The following is a 15,758-nucleotide window of genomic DNA, read 5'->3' as shown; positions in this document are numbered from 1 at the left end:
CAACTCCGCCGCCAACCCCACCACCGGCGCTCGCCCGGCCCTCCGACCGGACGGAACCGCTGGGCCCAAGCAGAGCAAAAACCCGAGAAACAGCCGCCAGACCGTCGGCGGATGCATGAAACTCAGCCCCAACGCGCCGCAGCGGCAGATACACCTCGGGCGCCAGCACCAGCACAGCGATCGCCGGCTGCAGCAACATGGCGCCTTCGACGAGCCGCAGCCCCACGCCGACCGCGACGATCGCCACCGAAAGCGTCGTGAGCAGCTCGAGCACCATCGAGGACAGGAACGCGATCCGCAGCGTCCCCATCGTGGCCTTGCGGGAGGCGTCGCCCAGCGCACGCACCCGTTCGCCCGGCCCGAACGACCGCCCGAAAGCCCGCAGCGTCGGCAGCCCGGCGACGAGGTCGAGCACCTGGGAGCCGAGCCGTTCCACGGTGGCGAGACGCCGCTCGGACGCCCCGGCCGTCAGCCGTCCGACCAGCACCATGAACACCGGCACGAGGGGCAGCGTGACGATGACGATCAGCGCCGAGACCCAGTCGAGCCCCAGCACCACCAGGACCAGCGCGGGCGTGACCAGCGCCGTCAGCACGAGCTGCGGCACGTAGCGCACGAGGTACGGCTCGAGCGCGTCGAGCCCGCGCGTCGCGAGGGTGGCGACCTCGGCCTCCGGGCTCGCCCCATGTCCGCTGCCCGACGCCGGGACGCCGGCCCCGTCGTCCGCCGTCCCGCCTGGGGGAGCCGCCCGGGGGCCACGCTGTGCCCACGCCTCGACCACCGCGCGCCGCAGCTCGGCGATGGTCCGGGCGGCGGCGCGTAGCGCGTATCGCTCCTGCGCCCACGCGACACCCGCGCGCCCCGCGACGACGAGCGCCAGCGCGGCGAAGGACCACGTCGCGGTCGGCCCCCGGACGCCCCCATGCACCACCGGCGCCAGCAACGCCGCGATGAGCAGAGCCTGCGCCACGATCAGCCCGGCGGAGGCCACCCCGAGCCCGACCGTGAGCGCCACGTACCAGCGGGCCGCGCGCACCTGCCGCAGCAGCCGGGGGTCGAGGGGTCTCATGCGTCTGCGCTCCCGTGCCCGTCCAAGAACCGGTTCAGAACGCCGACTCCTTGATCTTCTTCCAGGTGAGCCCTGCCGGCGCGGGGATGTGGTCCACGGTCAGCCTGCGCCGGAACACCCAGTAGGTCCAGCCCTGGTACAGGATCACGACGGGCGTGAGCACCACGGCCGCCCACGTCAGGACGGTCAGGGTGTACGGCGTCGAGGAGGCCTCCGCGATGCTCAGGGCGGGGCCGCCGTCCAGGCCGGGCATGACGTCGGGAAACATGGACCCGAAGATCAGGACCACGGCGGCGATGATCGTCGCCGCGGAGAGCCCGAACGCCCAGCCCTCGCGCCCGGCACGGTTGGTCAGCGCGACGCCGACCAGGGCCAGCGCGGCGGCCGCCACGACGGCCCACGTCCAGGTGACGGAGAACGCGAGCTGCGCCCAGAGGGCCCACCCGCCGGCCACGGCCAGGGCCGCCGCGGAGAGGACGCCCGCGAACCGGCGGGCGCGGGCCCGGATCTCGCCGTCCGTCTTGAGCGCGACGAACACGGAGCCGTGCAGGAGGAACAGCACGAGCGTCGTGGCGCCGCCGAGCAGCGCGAACGGGTTGAGCAGGGACGCAAGCCCGCCCAGGTACTGGTGCGTGTCGGAGAGTTCGACGCCGCGGACCAGGTTCGCGAACGTCATACCCCAGAGGATGGCCGGCACCCAGGAACCCACGTGGATGGCGATGTCGCAGCGGCGCGCCCAGCCGGCGTCGGAGATCTTGCCGCGGTACTCGAAGGCGACGCCGCGCACGATGAGCACCACAAGGATGACGAGCAGCGGCAGGTAGAAGCCGGAGAACAGGGTGGCGTACCACTCGGGGAATGCCGCGAAGGTGGCGCCGACGGCGGTGATCAGCCACACCTCGTTGCCGTCCCAGACCGGCCCGATGCTGTTCACCAGCACCCGCCGCTCCTTCTCCCGGTGCGCGGAGTCACCGCGCGGGAGCAGCGACATCAGCATCCCGACGCCGAAGTCGAAGCCCTCGAGCACGAGGTACCCGGTCCACAGAATCGCGATGATGAAGAACCACACGAGTGCGAGGTCCACGGTCACGTCCTTTGTCAGTCTTGGGTTCTGGCGGTGGTCGGCAGTCGGGTCAGTAGGCGAACGAGAGCGGCCGGTCGGTCTCGTCCTTCGCGGCCTCGGGCGACTCGTCGCGGACCGTCGCGGGCACTCCCTCGACCGCGTACCGGTGCATGAGCCGGTACCAGACCACGGCGAGCACGCCGTAGAGCAGGGTGAACACGATCATCGAGGTGATCACCATGCCCGGGCTCACCACCTCGGAGACGCCGCGCATCGTGAGCAGCCGGATCTGGTCGATGCCCGTGGGGTTCGGCGCGACCACCCAGGGCTGGCGGCCCATCTCGGTGAAGATCCACCCGAACGACGACGCGATGAACGGCGTGGGGATCGCGGCGATGCCGATCCTGGCGAGCCAGGGGTTGTCGCTCACCCGTCCGCCGCGGGTGAACCAGAGGGCGGCGAGGGCGAGCAGCGCGGACCCGGCGGCGAAGCCGATCATGAGCCGGAAGCTCCAGTAGGTCACGGCGAGGTTCGGTGTGTACGAAATGGGGTTGCCGGCGTCGTCGGTCTCGCTGTACCGCTGGGAGTACTCCTCCTGCACGTCGTTGACGCCGGGCAGGTAGCTCTCCGGCCCGGAGAAGCTGCCGGTGCCGAGGTAGCTGGTCAGACCCGGCACCTCCAGGATGTGCCGCACGCCCGCGCACGAGTTGGACAGGTCGCCGATCGTGAGGATCGAGAAGCTCGCGGCCTGCTCGCCCTCGCACAGCGCCTCGGCCGACGCCATCTTGCCGGGCTGCTGCTCGTACATCAGCTTGGCCTGGGCATCACCCGTCAGCGCGACGCCGGCGCCCGCGACCAGCATGACCACGGTGCCCAGGACCACCGCGGGCCGGTAGACGTTGCGGGCGAGCTCGATCGACTCCTCCCGCCTGGTGCGAGCCAGACGCACCATCCACCACGCGGCGATCCCGGCCACGAACGTCCCGGCCGTGAGGAACGCGGCGGCCACGGCGTGCGGGAAGGCCGCCCACAGCGTGTTGTTGCCGAGGATCGCCCAGATCGACTCCATCTCGGCGCGGCCCGTCTCGGGGTTGAACCGGGCGCCCACCGGGTGCTGCATCCACGAGTTCGCGGCGAGAATGAAGAAGGCCGACAGGTTCACCGCGACGGCCACGGCCCAGATGCAGGCGAGGTGGACCCGCTTGTTCAGGCGGTCCCAGCCGAAGATCCACAGGCCGAGGAACGTCGACTCCACGAAGAACGCCGCGAGGGCCTCCATGGCGAGCGGCGCCCCGAACACGTCGCCGACGAACCGGGAGTACTCGCTCCAGTTCATCCCGAACTGGAACTCCTGCACGATCCCGGTGACCACGCCGAGCGCGAAGTTGATCAGGAGCAGCTTCCCGAAGAACTTCGTCAGCCGCAGCCACCGCTCGTTCCCGGTGCGGACCCAGGCCGTCTGCATGATGGCCACCAGCGGCGCGAGGCCGATCGTGAGCGGCACGAAGATGAAGTGGTAGACGGTGGTGATGCCGAACTGCCAGCGTGCCAGGTCGAGAGCTTCCACTCCGGGCTCCTGAGGTGTCTCCGACGGTCCTGACCCCTGGGCGCCGGGCCTGATCCAGCAGGTCCACGTGTTGCCGCGAGGTGAGCGCGTCGCTTGTGAATGTCTTCACAAGGCACCCTACACGCAGCTGGGGGCTGTTCTGCTCGTCTGGCACCGCGACCTGCGTCACGCTTCCCGCTCGGGCTCTGCCGGCTACCGCCAGAGCCTGCGGTTCCGCTTCGGGCCCAGGCAGGGCGGGCTCGGTCTCTTGTGCGATACTGGACGAACCCGCGTAGGCCCACATCCCTGCGCGGCCTGCAGAGTCCAACACTGCCCGCGATCCGCACGCGGTGCCGCTGTCACGACAGAACGTGGCCGCAGGCGTCCGCGAAGATCGCAGGAACAGGGCCGCAGCCGAGACTTCGGTTCGGATGTGTCGCTTCGCCGCGATGCATAGCCGGACGACCGACCGCTTGGCGGTCCGCGTGGTGTGGGGCGGACGCCGGCTACAGGAGCACCCAACGTGACGCCTTCCAGCACCACCGGTTCGACCATCGGGTCACAGGATGATCACGACGCACCTGAGGCGAACGCCCAGGTCACCACTGGTGGGGAGGCTCCGGCGGACGCGACGCCGGCCAAGCGCCCGCGTCGTCGGGCTACTCGGTCCGTCGTCTCGACGGCCGCCGTCGAGCCCATCGTCGTCGGTTCTTCCGGAGTTTCCGAGACCCCGGCCGATGCCCAGCCGGTGACCACGGCCGGTACCGCCGCCGTGGCCACTCCCGCTGCCTCCGCGACCGGCGAGCCGGCCGCCAAGCGCCCGCGCCGGCGCGCCACGCGCGGCGTCTCGTCACCCGCCGCGGCCCCCGCCCAGGCTGAGCCGACGGCGCTCGAGCAGCCCGCCGCGGAGCCGGCCGCCGAGCCTGCTCCGGCGAGCGAGCCGGTCCCGACTGAGACGGAGATCACTGTCGAGGCCGCGCCGGTCGCCGAGATCGCTGAGCCCGAGGCTGCCGACAGCGCAGTCGTCGAGCCCGAGCCCGAGGCGCAGCCCGAGCCCGTAACCGAGGAGCCCGCTCCGCTCGACATCGTCCTGCCCGAGCCCGTGGCGCCCGCCGAGGCGCCGGCGCACGAGGTCGCCAGCCTCGACGACATCGTCCTGCCCGGCGGTCCGACGCCGGAGCCCGAGACGACGGCTCCGAAGCGCCGCACCCGCAAGAAGGCCGAGCCGGCAGCGACAGAGCCCGCCGCTGAGGCCGCGCCCAAGCGCGCCCGGTCGCGACGCAAGCCCGCCGCGGCCGAACCGGCCGTGGAGCCGGCTGCCGAGGCAGCGCCGGTCGACGGCGCCGCTGTGGCGCCTGTCACCGAGCCGCCGGCCCAGGAGGCCCCGGCCGCCGAGGCCCCGAAGACCCGCGCACGCCGTAGCCGCCGCGCGACCTCGGAGCCGGCCGAGACGCCTGCTGCCGAGACCGAGACCCCGGCCGCGCAGGCTCCGGTCTCGACCGCCGCTACGACGTCGGGCACGCGTGTGCCCCGGCTCGCCACGACGGCGCTGCTGTTCCAGGCGCCGGACGACTCCGCGGCGCGCCGTTCGCGGCGCGCGCAGGCCCCCGCCGGCCCGCCGCGCCCGCAGGACCTGACGCCGCAGTTCGCGCGTCCCGTCGCCCGCCCGGTCGAGCCCGCCACCGAGGCACCCGCGCCCCGTGCGGCGGAGCCCGTCGAGGAGCGTGCCGCGGAGCGACCCGCAGCGGCCACGACCGAGACCCGGGCCGAGAGTGCGCCCGAGGCCCCGCCCGCGCCCCGTTCGCGGAGGTCCGGCTCGCGCAGGGCCGTGCGTCGCACAGGCCCCAGCACCGAGCAGGCGGCCCGTCCCGAGGCCGAGGAGACCGCGCAGGTCGAGCCCGCCGCCGACGCCACGCCGGAGGCCCCCGCCCGCGAGGCGGACGTCCCCACGGCGCCGCAGTTCGTCGCCGCGGAGCTGAGCGAGGACGACGCCGCGGCCGTGGACGAGGTCGGCGCGATCGAGGAGGAGCTGGCCGCCGAGGGGGTCGAGCTCGAGGAGCTCGCTCCGGCGGACTTCGAGGAGTACGACGACGAAGAGGTGCGCCCGTCGCGCCGCCGTCGTCGTCGGGGCGGACGGGGCCGCCGCGGCGGCCGCTCGAACCGCTCGGACGACATGGACGACTCGGCGGACGAGGACCAGGACGACGAGTCCGAGGAGGACTCGCAGGAGTCCGCCGCCGACGAGGCCGAGGACCAGGACGCGGCGCAGGACGCCGGCGAGGGTGAGGGCGAGGGCGAGGGCGGCAGCCGCCGTCGGCGCCGTCGTCGCCGGGGCACGCGCGGCGAGCGGGCCGAGGCCGCCGCCGTCCGCTCGAGCCGGAGCGACGAGGTCACCGCGCTCAAGGGCTCCACGCGCCTCGAGGCGAAGAAGCAGCGGCGCCGTGAGGGCCGCGACCACGGCCGGCGTCGCCAGATCATCACCGAGGCCGAGTTCCTGGCCCGCCGCGAGTCGGTGCAGCGGTCGATGATCGTGCGCGAGAAGGAAGGTCGCACGCAGATCGCGGTGCTGGAGGACGGCGTGCTCGTGGAGCACTACGTCTCGCAGCAGTCGCAGGCGTCGATGGCCGGCAACGTGTACCTGGGCCGGGTCCAGAACGTGCTGCCCTCCATGGAGGCCGCGTTCGTCGACGTCGGCAAGGGCCGCAACGCCGTGCTGTACGCGGGCGAGGTGAACTGGGACGCGGTGGGCCTCGAGGGCCAGCCGCGCCGGATCGAGCAGGCGCTGAAGTCGGGCGACTCGGTCCTGGTGCAGGTCACCAAGGACCCGATCGGCCACAAGGGTGCCCGGCTCACGAGCCAGGTCACACTCGCGGGCCGGTACCTGGTGTTCGTGCCGGGCGGCGGCATGACCGGCATCAGCCGCAAGCTGCCCGACACCGAGCGCTCGCGCCTCAAGAAGATCCTCCGCGAGGTGGTCCCCGAGGGTGCAGGCGTCATCGTGCGCACCGCCGCGGAGGGGGCGAGCGAGGAGGAGCTGCGCGCCGACGTCGAGCGCCTGCAGGGGCAGTGGGACGCCATCCAGGTCAAGTCCAAGAAGGCGTCCGCCCCGGCGCTGCTGCAGGGTGAGCCGGACATGGCCATCCGCGTCGTCCGCGACATCTTCAACGACGACTTCTCGTCGCTGGTGGTGCAGGGCGAGGGTGCGTGGGACGAGATCGCGCACTACGTCGAGGAGCTCGCTCCCGACCTGCGCGAGCGCGTGTCCAAGTGGGTCGAGAACACCGACGTGTTCCACGTGCACCGCGTGGACGAGCAGCTCGCCAAGGGTATGGACCGCAAGGTCTGGCTGCCGTCGGGCGGCTCGCTGGTCATCGACCGCACCGAGGCCATGACCGTCGTGGACGTCAACACCGGCAAGTTCACCGGTGCGGGCGGCACGCTCGAGGAGACCGTCACGCGGAACAACCTCGAGGCGGCCGAGGAGATCGTGCGGCAGCTCCGCCTGCGCGACATCGGCGGCATCATCGTCATCGACTTCATCGACATGGTGCTCGAGTCGAACCGTGACCTGGTGCTGCGCCGTCTGGTCGAGTGCCTGGGCCGGGACCGCACCAAGCACCAGGTGGCCGAGGTGACTTCGCTCGGGCTGGTCCAGATGACGCGCAAGCGCGTGGGCCAGGGCCTGGTGGAGGCGTTCTCCGAGACGTGCGAGCACTGCAAGGGCCGCGGCTTCATCGTGCACGACGAGCCGATCGAGAAGTCGGGCAACGGCGCGGCTTCCAACGGCACTCCCGCGCCGTCTTCCGAGGAGGGCCCGCGTTCCGCTCGGGCACGCCGCAAGCGGGGCAAGGAGGTCAAGGAGAAGGCCCTGCTGCCGGAGGCGGCGGCTCCGGTCGCGAGCCTGCCCGAGGAGCGGTCCGAGGCGCGCGAGGCCGTCAAGGCCACGCTCGCGACGATCGCGGCCGCCGCGCAGCACGCGCACGAGGCCAAGGACTCAGCGGAGGACGGTCCCGCAACCCTGGACGAGATCCAGCTGCCGGCCGGAGGGCCGGCAGGCGGCCCTTCGTCCGGCCCGGAGTCCCCGGCGGCGTCGGACGGCTCGCTGGAATCACCCGCCTCTGCGGACTCGCCGGCGGCCGCCGGACAGGCCGCGAGCGACGCGCCGGAGGGGGGCTCCGGCACTGGGCAGCCGGAACCGCCCAAAGGAGCTGGCGACGAGGTCGCCTGAGAACAAGAAGGGCTTCTGGGCGCGGCTGCTGGGCCGCTGACCTGATCCCGAGGAGGGTCGCCACCGCGAGGTGGCGGCCCTCGTTTTTTGCGCCCTACGGTCGTCCGCCGAAATCTCCCTTGCGGGCCGTCGATGTTCTGTGGTTCATTAGTCAAGTAATGAACCAACGAGCGTCGGAGACCACAATGACAACGACCACCGCGAGGCTGACCGCCACCAGACTGGGGTACGTCGACAACCTGCGGGTCCTGCTGACCGTGCTGGTCCTGGCGCATCACAGCGCCGTGACCTACGGCGCGCTCCCGCTCTGGTACTGGACGCAGCCGAGCGACAGCCCGTCGGGCATCGCGCTGATGCTGCTGGTGATCGTGAACCAGTTCTATTTCATGGGCTTCTTCTTCATGCTCTCCGGCCTGTTCGTCCCGGGGTCGGTGGACCGCAAGGGGCCGGGCGTCTTCGCCCGGGACCGCCTGGTGCGGCTCGGCATTCCGCTGGTGGCGTTCTGGCTGGTGGCGCGGCCGGTCCTGCACCTTCCGTCGTGGCCCGAGCACCAGGCGGACGGGGAGTCGTTCCTGCGCTTCTGGTTCACCGTGGGCGACGTCGGGCCGCTGTGGTTCGTCGAGGTGCTTCTCGTGCTGTCGCTCGCGTACGCCGCCTTCCGCGCGCTTCGCTCCCGGTCCGCCGCCATGCCGGGGGCGACCGACGCCGGTGCTCGCTTCGCGGCCGAGGTCCAGCCCCGTCCGGTCACCTTCCGGGCGATCGCTGGGCTCGTGGCGCTGCTGACCGTCGTGTCGTTCCTCTGGCGGCTGGTGGTGCCGGCCGGAACCTACTGGGAGTTCGTGGGGCTGCCCTCGCCGGCGTACCTGCCGCAGTACGTGATCCTGTTCATCGTCGGACTGCTGGCCGCACAGCGCGGGTGGCTCGCCGGGCTCACCGTGCGGCATGGGTGGGTGGCCATGGTCGTGGCGCTCGCCAGCGTAGGAGTGGCGCTCGGTACGGTCGCCCTCGCGACGGCGCCGGGCGCCGGCGCCCTCGCTCAGCTCGGCGCTTCCCTCGCCGAGAACATCTTCGCGGTGAGCACGATCGTCGCGCTGCTCGTACTGTTCCGGGAGAAGTTCTCCGGGCAGCCCGCCTGGGCGAGGTTCGCCGCGCAGAACTCGTTCGCCGTGTACGTCATCCACCCGCTCGTGCTGGTCGGCGTGGCGATTCTCCTGGCGCCGATCGTGGCTCCTGCGGGAGTGAAGTTCCTGATCCTGCTCGCGATCGCGGTGCCGCTGTGCTGGCTGTCTGCGCACCTGCTGCGGCGGATCCCGGGGGTGTCACGGGTGCTGTAGCCCTGCCCGCCAACCCGGCGAATGCTTGACTGGTTCCCATGAAGGATGGGCTGGGCGCCGGGCGCCTCGAAGTGATCGCCGGCCCGATGTTCGCGGGCAAGTCCGAGGAGCTGCTGCGCCGGGTGCGCCGAGCCGAGATCGCGCGGCGCGGCGTGCTGGTGGTCAGTCATGCACTGGATGCCCGGCGCGGCCTCGGCCGGGTGAGCTCGCACACGGGGCTGGGCGTGACGTCGCACACGGTGTCCGACGCCGCGGAGGTCCCCGGCCTGCTCCGGACCGGCGCCGGAACAGACGGCGGAGCTGACGCCGGGACCGAGCTCGTCGCCATCGACGAGGCCCAGTTCTTCGGCGTCGGCCTGGTGCCCGTGGTCTCGGAGCTGGCCGGGCGCGGGCTCGTGGTGGTCGTCGCCGGGCTGTCGGTCACGTTCGACGGGCAGCCTTTCTCGCCCCTGCCCGAGCTGATGGCGCTCGCCGAGTCCGTGGACAAGCTCACCGCCGTCTGCTCGGTGTGCGGCGCGGACGCCGCGTTCCACGTCCGCGTTCCGGGAGCGCCCCCGGTGCCCGACGCCGGCTCCGGGCACCCGGGCGGCGCGCTCATGCCGGTCGCCGCGCACGTGGGCGGGGCGGAGTCGTACGAGGCGCGCTGCCGGAGGCACGCGGACCTGTGAGCGCCAGGGCACCGTCGCCGAAATAGACCGCCTGTCCGACACCCGTCGCCGAAGTAGAGCGTGCGTCGGACAGGCGTTCTACTTCGGCGACGACGTGCTGATGCGTCAGCGCATCAGCTTGTACTGCGGGCAGTCGAACGGGTCGCGCGCCGCGAGCCCCACGCGGTTCAGATAGGCGACGACGATCATGTACGACTGCGCCAGGCTCGTCTCCGTGTAGGGGATACCGAGGTGCGCGCAGTGCTCCCGGACGATCTCGGCGGTCCGGATGAGGTGCGGCCGCGGCATGCTCGGGAACAGGTGGTGCTCGATCTGGAAGTTGAGCCCGCCCATGAGGATGTTCATGAACCAGCCGCCGCGGATGTTCCGCGAGGTAAGGACCTGCTTCGACAGGAAGTCCATGCGGCTGTCGGCGGGGATGATCGCCATGCCCTTGTGGTTGGGCGCGAACGACGCGCCCATGTAGACGCCGAACACGGCCATCTGCACGCCGAGGAACGCGAAGGCCATACCGGGCGGCAGTGCCCAGAACAGGATCGCGACGTAGGCGGAGAGGCGGACCGTGATGGTGACCAGCTCACGGATGCGGGTCCGCAGGGTCTCGGGCGGTCCGTGGAACAGCGAACGGATCGAGGTGATGTGCAGGTTCACGCCCTCGAGGGTGAGCAGGGGGAAGAACAGCCAGCCCTGGTACCTGTTGATCCACCGCTTGAGCCCACGCTGCTCGCGGGCGCCGTCCTCGGTGAACGCGATCGTGTCGTTCTCGATGTCCGGGTCCTTGCCGACTCTGTTCGGGTTGGCGTGGTGCCGGGTGTGCTTGTTCATCCACCACGAGTAGCTGATGCCCACGACCGCGTTGGCGAGGAGGCGGCCCACCCGGTCGTTGCGGGGGCCGGACTCGAAGACCTGGCGGTGCGAGGCCTCGTGCGCCACGAAGGCGAACTGCGTCATCACCAGGCCGAGTGCTCCGGCCATGAGGAGCTGGAACCACGAGTCGCCCAGCAGGACGAACCCGGTGACGATCCCGCCGAGCGCGACGGTGAGCGCGGCGAGGGTCCAGGCGTAGTAATGGTGGGCGCGGTGGAGCAGTCCGGCGTCGCGCACGGTACGTGCGAGCGACGAGTAGGTGCTGGTCACCGGCTGCGCATCGGGGTCGCGCGGTCTGGTCGGGCGGAAGCCCTCGCGGACGATGGGGGCAGCTTGGGCCATGTGGTCCTCACATGCTCGGTGTCGACTTCCCAGTCGCGGAGTCGGACGGGGGTCGTCCATCGTGCAGATGCCCTGAGCCTACGGGACCGTAGGTTACGGTCGCGCGGGGCAGTTGTGGACGCCTCGCGAAGAGTTTTAGACGGTGCGTTGACCTTTACTTGTCCGTGCGTTCGCCGAATCAGTGCGCTTTGTCTTCGATGAGTGGCACGAACCTGTATCCGCCGTGTTCGGTCGCGCGGGTGCGTCCGTCGGGCAGCCGCTCGATGAGCAGGAGGGACGTCCGGATCGGGATGACCATGCGGCCGCCGTACCCGACCTGCTCCACCAGCGCCCGCGGCAGCGCCGGGGCTGACGCCGACACCAGGATGCGGTCCCAGCCGTTCTCCCGCGGCTGGCCGAGCACGCCGGGCGTGGCCTGCACGACCTGCGCCCACTGCATCCCGGTCCGTTCGACGTTCGCGGCGCCCCATTCGGCGAGGCGGCCGTCGCGCTCGACGCCGAGCACCGAGCCCTGCGGCCCGGTCAGGTAGGCGAGCAGGGCAGTGGTCCAGCCGGAGCCCGCGCCGATGTCCAGCACGCGCGCGCCGATCGGCACACGCAGGAGACGAAGCATCGCGCCAACCGTGGCCGGCTGCGACGACGTCTGGCCGCGTCCGATCGGCAGGGGCCGGTCCTGACCCGCGAACGGCCGCTGGGACCGGGGCAGGAACTCGCGGCGGGGCACCGCTCGCATCGCCCGCTCTATGTCGTCATGCTCGACTACTGGTTCCGAGATCATCGGGATCACCCGATCCCAGGGTAGGCACAGGCGGATCCTGGTCGCCAGGTGCTCTACCCCGGGATGACGACGGTTTACCGGTCGTGAGGTCGTCGTCGCGGCGGTGGGGCGAGCGATTTCACAGCCCCCATAGACTGCGGCCCTCGACCGCGCGCACCAGGAGAGGCTTTGACCACAGCGAGAACCTCGACCCCGAAGCTGTCCGTCGCGGCTGTCACTATCGCCGCTCTCACTGCCGTCGCGTTCTGGTCCCTCAAGCCTGTCTTCATCTCCATCATCGGAGATCGTGGCGACTTCGCTGAGGTGTATGTGGTGGCGGCGGTCATCTCGCTGCTTGCCAGTGCGGCGGGCGCCCTTGTGCTGTGGAGAAAGACCATGGCCATCGCACGGGGCGGGCGGCAAAGCCTCTCGGGCGCCGCCTCCGCGGCGCTCTCCGGGGTCTTCCTGGCTCTCTGGTATTACGGCTTCTACCGCGCCCTCTACGGTGCGCCGAAGGTAGACGCCACGATCATCGCCTTCACCTGGCCCCTTATTGCTGTCGTCGCCATGCGGGTCTTCTCGCCCACGACGGCTCGCAAGCTCAGGTGGAACGAATGGCTGATGGTGCTGGCCTCTTTCGTGGGGGCGGCAGCTATCGGCGTGTCGAACGCCGGGGTCGCGCACTCGACCACCGACTCCAGCGGCGAGATCATCTGGGCCTTCGTTGCGGCAGTCGGGAGCGGGCTCTACCTGCCCTTTGCCATCAACGCCACTCGCTCCTTCGACCGGCTTGTCGACTCACGGCCGATCGCCACCTTCTACGCGATTTCGGTGGCCAATGCCACCGCGCTCGTGATCGTCCTCGTAGCTCTGCAGATCACAGGGCACACCTTGCGTTTCTACGCGTTCGACCCCCAGGTTCTGCTGGTCTGCGCTCTCATCGGGATCGGCACCTATCTGGTCGCCGAGATCACCTGGACCTGGGCGTTCCAGGAGTACAAGTCGCTCACGCTGTCCTCGCTGCCGTACTTTTCGCCGGCCGTCTCGGTCGTCCTCCTCTACCTGCTCTTTGACGAGCCTGTCCGGCCGATCGCCATCGTCGGTTTGGTCCTCATCCTCTTCTCCAACCTGACCCTGCACGCGCGGCACCGGTCGATGAACGCCCTCTCCCTGTCTCTTGTAGCCACCGTCTACGTCGCGCTTGCCTCACAGGTGCTGCCTCGCAACGTGCTGAGCTCCGTGCCGGAGATGGCAGCGGCAATCACGGGGCTCTTTGCGATCCTTGCCGGTTTCACGCTCGCGCAGGTGGCCGGGCGACGTACGCAGGAGCTGGACGCCCGGGCGACAGTGGTCCGCCGGCTCATCGCGACTGACGCCACTCCGGGCAAGGACGAGGCCGACGTGCTTCTGCAGGACCTCATCGAGCTCGAGTACGACTCGACGGCTGAGGGCAAAGAGAACCGGGCGCTACGGATAAAGCGTTCCCTCGCTGGCTCGGACGGCACACGCACCCCGGCGCAGGAGAGCGCCATGGACGCCTTCAACGGTTGGCTCGCCATCCACCTGGACCGGCTGTCACTCGGCGAGCGCGCCGCCCTCTGGCTCACAGGGCTCGGCAGTATCGTCTTCGTCCTGCTGCTGCGCGGGGACTCTCCGCTAGGCAATGCCGGTGCAATCTTGTTCGCGGGTGGGGCGTTCCTGGCGATGTTTGCTATCCGTGACTACGACCGCAACAACATTCACGGTTTCACGAGCCAAATCTGGAGGCTGGAGCAGGGCTTCCGCGAGATCGGCAAGCGGTACTACCTTCCGGCGGAGATCCTCGACTCGGGTGAGTTCTCCGCGGCCCAGGTGCGTGATGGGATCCGTACTCGGAACGACGGCGAACCGATCCGACTGGTCAAGTCCCTCCCACCAGGCCGGGGCTTCAACGCCTTTTACCTGGGCACCGCTGCCCTGGTCATTCTCGCCATCGTGCTCATGCCCACGGCCTTCAACGGCGAGATCGGCACGGTCTCGGCGTCGTCCCCGCGTCCGGGGGAGATTCAGGAGCTTCCCGACACGGGACAAGCCACCGTGACCATCGCCGACCCCGGCTGGCCCGGAGCGGGCGTCGCGGCCGCGGTCCTCGCCGGGGTGCTCGGATCGGCGGATGTCACCGTCGAGATCGAGCAGGTGGATCATGTCGACGCGGTCGCCGGGATAGGCAGGGAGAACCCCGCCATCCAGGTACACCCGGACCTCTGGCTCCAGAACCAGGGCGTGGCAGTGCGCGAGTGGGTTGCCTCCGGAGCCATCCAGCTCAGCGAGCACTCCTACAGCGGTACCCAGGGTGTCTACGTGCTCGACGCGGCCGGCTCACGGGACGCGCTGACGAAGGCGGAGGACTTGTTCGACCCGGACGTCGCGGAGCTCTTTGACAGCGACGGAGACGGGGTCGGCGAGATGTGGATCGGGCCACGGGGGTGGGCCTCGACGGAGAACCTCGACGCCTGGCTCGAGGCGAGTGGCAACGAGTCGATCGAGGGAGAGTCCTATTCGGAGACCATCTTCAAGGCTCGGCTCGAGCAGGAGGTCGCGTCGGGGAGGCCCCTGCTCTTTTACGGATACGAACCGGATGGCATCCACGAGCAGTACACACTCCGCCGGCTCGCGTCGATACCATGGGCGTCCGGCCAAGGCGACGAGAACGTCGATGTGCATGTGGCATGGGCGTCCTCGTTGGACCGGACCTCGCCCGCGGCTGCCCGGGTGTTGCGGGACGTCGAGTTCACCGAGGACGACGTCAGCGCCTTCATCGCAGCGGTGGACCTCGACGGCCGAGATCCGCAAGAGGTCGCCGAGCAATGGCTGGCCGAGAACGCCGATCGCGTGGCGCAGTGGGGGCGAGCAGGCGACTGATATTCGGCGCGGCACTGACGTCTGCCTTCGCGCCTAGCCAAGGTGGCCAAGGCCACGCGCCCACCGGTTTGAACCGGTCGGGGCCTTCGCGTAACCTGGTGCTTCGGTGTGCTGTCTGCGCACCCGTCCTGCGTGCCCATGGCGCATCGCACTCGACCGCCGCGGCGGAGCGAGTCACAGCAAAGCCGGTGGATTCCGTCGTGCGCGCACGCCAAGACTAGAGAGATGAGTTGAACGTGGTGTACGCGATCGTCAAGGCCGGTGGCCGTCAGGAGAAGGTGTCCGTCGGGACCATCGTCGTCATGGACCGTGTCCAGGCGACCCCCGGTGAGACCCTTGAGCTCCCGGCCCTCCTGCTCGTGGACGGGGAGAAGGTGACCACCGACGCGAAGAAGCTGGCGAAGGTCAAGGTTACCGCCGAGGTCGTTCGGGACGAGAAGGGTCCGAAGATCACGATCCTCAAGTACAAGAACAAGACCGGCTACCGCAAGCGTCAGGGTCACCGCCAGCAGCTGACCCGGCTCAAGGTCACCGGCATCAAGTGACTTCCGCTGCGGGCCTGACGGCCCCGCGCGTGATCCAGATACTTCTTCTTCTACTTCGTCCCGAAAGACAGGTCCTGAGATGGCACACAAGAAGGGCGCGAGCTCCTCGCGCAACGGTCGTGACTCCAACGCCCAGCGCCTCGGCGTGAAGCGCTTCGGTGGCCAGGTCGTGAAGGCCGGCGAGATCATCGTCCGCCAGCGCGGCACCCACTTCCACCCGGGCATCAACGTCGGCCGCGGCAAGGACGACACCCTGTTCGCCCTCGACGCCGGCGCCGTGCAGTTCGGCATGCGTCGTGGCCGCAAGGTCATCGACATCGTCGCCGCCGAGGTCTGAGCCTCGGCTTCCGCGTAAGGGGGCGCACCGGTGACGGTGCGCCCCCTTACGCCTTTTCACGAGCGGCTCGAAGCCGCTCAACCTGAGCAGTTTTTGAGAGG

Annotated in this window: 11 protein-coding genes; 6 read left to right on the top strand and 5 right to left on the bottom strand. The window is 70.3% G+C overall.

Translation table 11 applies throughout. From position 1 onward, the window contains the following. From EW117_RS06605 to EW117_RS06595, 3 genes are all read right to left on the bottom strand, one after another. Positions 1-1,069, bottom strand: a 1,069-nt coding sequence (locus tag EW117_RS06605) for an ABC transporter transmembrane domain-containing protein (protein WP_242504120.1), incomplete at its 3' end; no start/stop codon positions are given. Positions 1,070-1,103: 34 nt separating this feature from the next. Next, positions 1,104-2,153, bottom strand: a complete 1,050-nt coding sequence (gene cydB / locus EW117_RS06600) for a cytochrome d ubiquinol oxidase subunit II (RefSeq protein WP_129784887.1) — start codon at positions 2,151-2,153, stop codon at positions 1,104-1,106. A 49-nt stretch (positions 2,154-2,202) separates the two neighbouring features. After that, positions 2,203-3,699: a cytochrome ubiquinol oxidase subunit I gene (locus EW117_RS06595; protein ID WP_129784885.1), complete on the bottom strand. Its 1,497-nt coding sequence runs from the start codon at positions 3,697-3,699 to the stop codon at positions 2,203-2,205. Positions 3,700-4,201: 502 nt separating this feature from the next. Between EW117_RS06595 and EW117_RS06590 the strand changes: the two genes are divergently transcribed. The 3 genes from EW117_RS06590 to EW117_RS06580 all read left to right on the top strand — a co-directional run bounded on the left by EW117_RS06590 (position 4,202) and on the right by EW117_RS06580 (position 9,908). After that, positions 4,202-7,906 (top strand): ribonuclease E/G, encoded by a 3,705-nt coding sequence (locus EW117_RS06590; RefSeq protein ID WP_242504119.1) that lies wholly within the window; start codon positions 4,202-4,204, stop codon positions 7,904-7,906. A 185-nt stretch (positions 7,907-8,091) separates the two neighbouring features. After that, entirely contained in the window at positions 8,092-9,240 is a 1,149-nt protein-coding gene (locus EW117_RS06585; RefSeq protein ID WP_165362530.1) for an acyltransferase family protein, read from the top strand. A gap of 38 nt (positions 9,241-9,278) precedes the next feature. Beyond that, positions 9,279-9,908 carry a thymidine kinase gene (locus EW117_RS06580; RefSeq protein WP_129784881.1) on the top strand — a complete coding sequence of 210 codons (630 nt, stop codon included), beginning with the start codon at positions 9,279-9,281 and terminating at the stop codon, positions 9,906-9,908. Between the two features lie 105 nt (positions 9,909-10,013). On the opposite strand, the gene EW117_RS06575 is transcribed toward EW117_RS06580, so the two are convergent. Further along, positions 10,014-11,117 carry a fatty acid desaturase family protein gene (locus tag EW117_RS06575; RefSeq protein WP_242504118.1) on the bottom strand — a complete coding sequence of 368 codons (1,104 nt, stop codon included), beginning with the start codon at positions 11,115-11,117 and terminating at the stop codon, positions 10,014-10,016. Positions 11,118-11,295: 178 nt separating this feature from the next. Beyond that, positions 11,296-11,895 (bottom strand): protein-L-isoaspartate O-methyltransferase family protein, encoded by a 600-nt coding sequence (locus EW117_RS06570; protein ID WP_129784879.1) that lies wholly within the window; start codon positions 11,893-11,895, stop codon positions 11,296-11,298. Positions 11,896-12,063: 168 nt separating this feature from the next. Between EW117_RS06570 and EW117_RS06565 the strand changes: the two genes are divergently transcribed. The 3 genes from EW117_RS06565 to rpmA all read left to right on the top strand — a co-directional run bounded on the left by EW117_RS06565 (position 12,064) and on the right by rpmA (position 15,657). After that, complete coding sequence (locus tag EW117_RS06565; protein ID WP_129784877.1) at positions 12,064-14,775, top strand: glycine betaine ABC transporter substrate-binding protein; 2,712 nt, start codon at positions 12,064-12,066, stop codon at positions 14,773-14,775. Positions 14,776-15,011: 236 nt separating this feature from the next. Then, positions 15,012-15,320, top strand: coding sequence for a 50S ribosomal protein L21 (gene rplU / locus EW117_RS06560; protein WP_129784875.1), 309 nt, complete (start codon positions 15,012-15,014; stop codon positions 15,318-15,320). Between the two features lie 79 nt (positions 15,321-15,399). Next, complete coding sequence (rpmA, locus tag EW117_RS06555) at positions 15,400-15,657, top strand: 50S ribosomal protein L27 (protein ID WP_129784873.1); 258 nt, start codon at positions 15,400-15,402, stop codon at positions 15,655-15,657. Positions 15,658-15,758: the final 101 nt, after the last annotated feature.

This window comes from Promicromonospora panici (assembly GCF_900608595.1).
GTDB lineage: Bacteria > Actinomycetota > Actinomycetes > Actinomycetales > Cellulomonadaceae > Promicromonospora > Promicromonospora panici.
The sequence above is the reverse complement of the archived record's forward strand: the minus strand, read 5'-3'. Positions and strand labels throughout refer to the sequence as shown.

Bases quoted from the DNA above. Each gene is read 5' to 3' on its own strand.
- EW117_RS06585 (WP_165362530.1), top strand. From the start codon at position 8,092: ATGACAACGACCACCGCGAGGCTGACCGCCACCAGACTGGGGTACGTC.
- EW117_RS06575 (WP_242504118.1), bottom strand. From the start codon at position 11,117: ATGGCCCAAGCTGCCCCCATCGTCCGCGAGGGCTTCCGCCCGACCAGA.
- EW117_RS06580 (WP_129784881.1), top strand. From the start codon at position 9,279: ATGAAGGATGGGCTGGGCGCCGGGCGCCTCGAAGTGATCGCCGGCCCG.
- EW117_RS06570 (WP_129784879.1), bottom strand. From the start codon at position 11,895: ATGATCTCGGAACCAGTAGTCGAGCATGACGACATAGAGCGGGCGATG.
- rpmA (WP_129784873.1), top strand. From the start codon at position 15,400: ATGGCACACAAGAAGGGCGCGAGCTCCTCGCGCAACGGTCGTGACTCC.